This is a genomic window from Candidatus Thiosymbion oneisti (assembly GCF_900092655.1).
Classification (GTDB): Bacteria; Pseudomonadota; Gammaproteobacteria; order Chromatiales; family Chromatiaceae; genus Thiosymbion; species Thiosymbion oneisti.
Genome location: NZ_FLUY01000218.1, coordinates 1 through 3,650, shown reverse-complemented (window position 1 = coordinate 3,650; position 3,650 = coordinate 1). Strand labels below are relative to the sequence as shown.

3 protein-coding genes are annotated in these 3,650 nt (G+C 61.8%); all 3 read right to left on the bottom strand.

The window, feature by feature from the left end; translation table 11 throughout:
* Positions 1-390 precede the first annotated feature (390 nt).
* Entirely contained in the window at positions 391-1,857 is a 1,467-nt protein-coding gene (gene rsxC / locus BQ17_RS02025) for an electron transport complex subunit RsxC (protein WP_089724068.1), read from the bottom strand.
* A 140-nt stretch (positions 1,858-1,997) separates the two neighbouring features.
* Positions 1,998-2,528 carry an RnfABCDGE type electron transport complex subunit B gene (locus BQ17_RS02020; RefSeq protein WP_089724070.1) on the bottom strand — a complete coding sequence of 177 codons (531 nt, stop codon included), beginning with the start codon at positions 2,526-2,528 and terminating at the stop codon, positions 1,998-2,000.
* Between the two features lie 293 nt (positions 2,529-2,821).
* On the bottom strand, positions 2,822-3,403 hold the full coding sequence (rsxA, locus tag BQ17_RS02015; RefSeq protein ID WP_089724069.1) for an electron transport complex subunit RsxA: 582 nt from the start codon (positions 3,401-3,403) through the stop codon (positions 2,822-2,824).
* Positions 3,404-3,650: the final 247 nt, after the last annotated feature.

The following is a 3,650-nucleotide window of genomic DNA, read 5'->3' as shown; positions in this document are numbered from 1 at the left end:
TTGCAGCCATCTGACCTGTGAAAACCGTTGGTCAGTGCAGATAACAACCGGAAAGCGAACCACGGATGAACACGGATCGACACGGATGGAGACCAATCCGTGTCTATCCGTGTCTATCCGTGGTTCGAGATAGCGAAGATTAGATCGTTTGTTAATTGCGAACACCCCCTAGCAATATCGATCGAAACTAGGTACTAGTCCAGTGATGCCGAAGTACCGATAACATGGGAATCATTTTTTCCGCCAATGAACGCCAATAAACGCAAATCGGTCGCAAAAGATCAGATTCTTCTTTCTATCCGCAGATTGCGCAGATTATTTCGTTTTTCATCTACGAAAATCTGCGTAATCTGCGGATAGATTGAAACCACCGGCTTATTTTTCCCATACTCAATCTGTATTAGTCGCTTGCGATTTCTGGGCGGCCGCCGCGCGTTTGCGTTGCGCCATGGCCTCCCGTTTGGCGCGCTGGATCGCCGCCATCCGTTGCGCGCGCTGTTCGGCCAGGCGTTTGGTTTCGATCCGTTTCTGCTTGATCCGCCCACGGGCGGCCAGCTCTCCCTTGGCGTAGTTGAAATACTGCACCAAGGGGATATGGGACGGGCAAACATAGGCACAGGAGCCGCAGCCGATACAGTCCATCAACCCCAAGTCCGCGACCCTCTCCAGGTCGCCGGTCCGGGCGTGGGTGGCCATCTCCAGGGGCAGCAGGCCACAGGGGCAGGCCCGCACACAACCGGCGCAGCGGATGCACGGCATGGTCGCGCGCCACTTCGACTCCTCCACGGTCAGGGCCAACAGGCCGTTGCTGCCCTTGACCGCCGGTACCCGCGTGCTCGGGAGGGGCTGTCCCATCATGGGACCACCGCTGATCAGCCGGGCGGGCTCGACCTCGAATCCGCCGCAATGGTCGATGAGATATTGCAACGGCGTGCCCAGGGGGACCCGGAGATTGCCGGGTCGGCGGATGGCACCGCCGCTAACCGTCATGACGCGCGACACCAGCGGGCGGCCGTAACGCAGGGCCTCGTGCACCGCGAAGGCCGTGGCCGGGTTGTGGACCACGACGCCCACGTCGGCAGTCAGTCCGCGCGCCGGGGTTTCACGGCCGATCAGGGTCTGTACCAGGTGCTTCTCCGAGCCCATGGGGTAGCGAGTCGGCAGATGGACGACCCGAATCCGGTCGTCGAGTCGCGCCGCCTGCTCCATCGCCGCCTGCGCGTCCGGCTTGTTGTTCTCGATGCCGATCAGGATGCGGGTAACGCCCAGGGCGTGGGCCATGATCCGAACCCCGTCGACCACCGCCGCGGCCTGCTCGCGCATCAGGCGGTCATCACAGGTGAGATAGGGCTCGCACTCCGCGCCGTTGATAACCAGGGTATGCAGCCGGTAACGCTCCCGTAGGTTGAGCTTGACCGCGGAGGGGAAGGTGGCGCCGCCCATGCCGACGATACCAGCGGCGGAGACCCGGGCGGCGATCTCCGCCGGGGCGAGGGCAAAGGGATCGGCGATCCCCTCGATGGCGTTGGACCACCGGTCCTCGCCATCCGGCTGCAACGAGATGGTGCGCACATTGAGCCCTGAGGCATGGTGCGCCGGGAAGCTCCCGATACCCACGATCCGCCCGGAAGTCGGCGCGTGTACGGGGGCGGATAGCTGGCCCTGGTTGGGGGCCAGGAGCTGCCCCTTGGCGACCTGCTCACCCCGGCGTACCGCAGGCGTCGCGGGTGCGCCGATGTGCTGTTGCAGGGGGATGTGCAGCAGCGGGGGCAAGGGTAGGTCCGCAATCGGCTCCGCGGCGGAAAGCAGCTTGCGGTCTTCCGGATGCACGCCGCCGCGGATCTTGAATAGCCTCATCTGGCTCGGAACCTCGGGTTGCGAACAGGAGCCGTAGGGTGGGCTGTGCCCACCAATATTGGGCTGTGCCCACCGGGTAGGTGCCGCATCGGTGGGCACAGTCCACCCTACCTTGGGTTGAGTTGCGGATAAGGCTTCTTTCAGCCGGCCAATGCTGGTTGCGGCCAATACCAGGTCTGGAGAGTGGCCTCGATGGGGCGCATCTCGATGCCCTCGGTGGGGCAAACCTCGAAGCACTTTTGGCAGCCGATGCAGGCGTCTGCAAATACCGCATGGATCATCTTGGGGCCGCCGAGGATGGCATCGGTCGGACAGCGTTTGAAGCACCTGGTGCAGCCGACACACAGCTGCTCATGGATGTGGGCGATGACGGGCGTCTGGTCCGCGACGGCCGACAGGTCGGCACTGGCGCCCAACAGCTGCGCCAACTCCTCCGCCAGGGCGCGGTCTACCGCCGGGCACAGGGTTAGGGGCGCCCGGCCCTCCGCCAGCGCCTGGGCGGCCGCGCCGCAGCCGGGGAGGCCGCATTGGCCGCACTGGGAGCCCGGCAGCAGGGCCTCCACCTGCTCGACCAGCGGGTTGCCTTCCACCTTCAGGTAGCGGGCGGCGAGCCCGAGGAGCCACCCGAGGGTTACACCCAGAAGGGTAAGACTGGCAATTGCGACAAGCATGCTTGAGTCCTCTCTGATAGGGATGATCTCAACTACCGATGGATCAAGAACCATCGGTGATGCCGAACCGAGGTTAAAATTGAGCATAGGAAAATTATCCGATAGCTTTAATCTATCCGCAGATTACGCAGATTCCCGCAGATTAAAAACGAAACAATCTGCGTGATCTGCAGATAGAAGAGATAATCTGATCTTTGGTCACCGATTTGTGTTGATTCGCGTTCATTGGCGGAAAAAACGGTTCCCATGTTATTTGTACTTCGGCACTGCTGGGTTATTCTCGGCAGCCGGTATTAGCCCCCGGCGATGCCGGCAAAACCCATGAAGGCAAGGGACAAGAGCCCGGCGCTCACCAGGGCGATCGGGGTGCCGGCAAAGGTGGCGGGGACCTGCATCAGGGCCAGGCGCTCGCGCATCCCAGCGAACATTACCATGACCAGCGTAAAGCCTAGCGCGGACCCGAACCCGTAGGCGAGGCTTGCCAAAAAGCTGGATTCCTCCCGGCTATTCAGCAGAGCGACTCCCAGCACGGCACAGTTGGTCGTAATCAGGGGGAGAAAGATCCCGAGTACCTGATACAGGGTCGGTGAGAGCCGGCGTACCATCATCTCGGTGAATTGGACTACCGCGGCAATGACCAGGATAAAGGTCAGGATGCGTAAATAACCCAGATCCAACGGACCGAGCAAGACATGCTCCAGCAGCCAACCGGCCACTGCGGCCAGGGTTAGCACAAAGGTCGTAGCCAGACCCATACCCAGCGCGGAGTCCAGCTTATTGGATACCCCCATGAAGGGACACAGCCCTAGGAACCTGACCAGGACCACGTTGTTCACCAGCGCGGTACCCAAAACAATCATCACATAGTCGCCCATGCTGGCCCGATCCCAACCGCGTGCGGTGGCTTGCCATTGCTTGTCATTAGCCATAGCAAATTGGGTGCCAGCGAATGAGGATGCGTGCGGATTCGCGTGAGGCTCTTTATGGATTCCGGACTGCTTTGGAGTGCGCCGGCAAAGCGGCGCGACTGCATTGAACCTCAGCCACGGGGGATACCAGCGGCGTTGGCCGGGAATCCGGGCCCTTCGGTTCCTCCCGCGCCGCGGCGACGGCGCTTTCCCC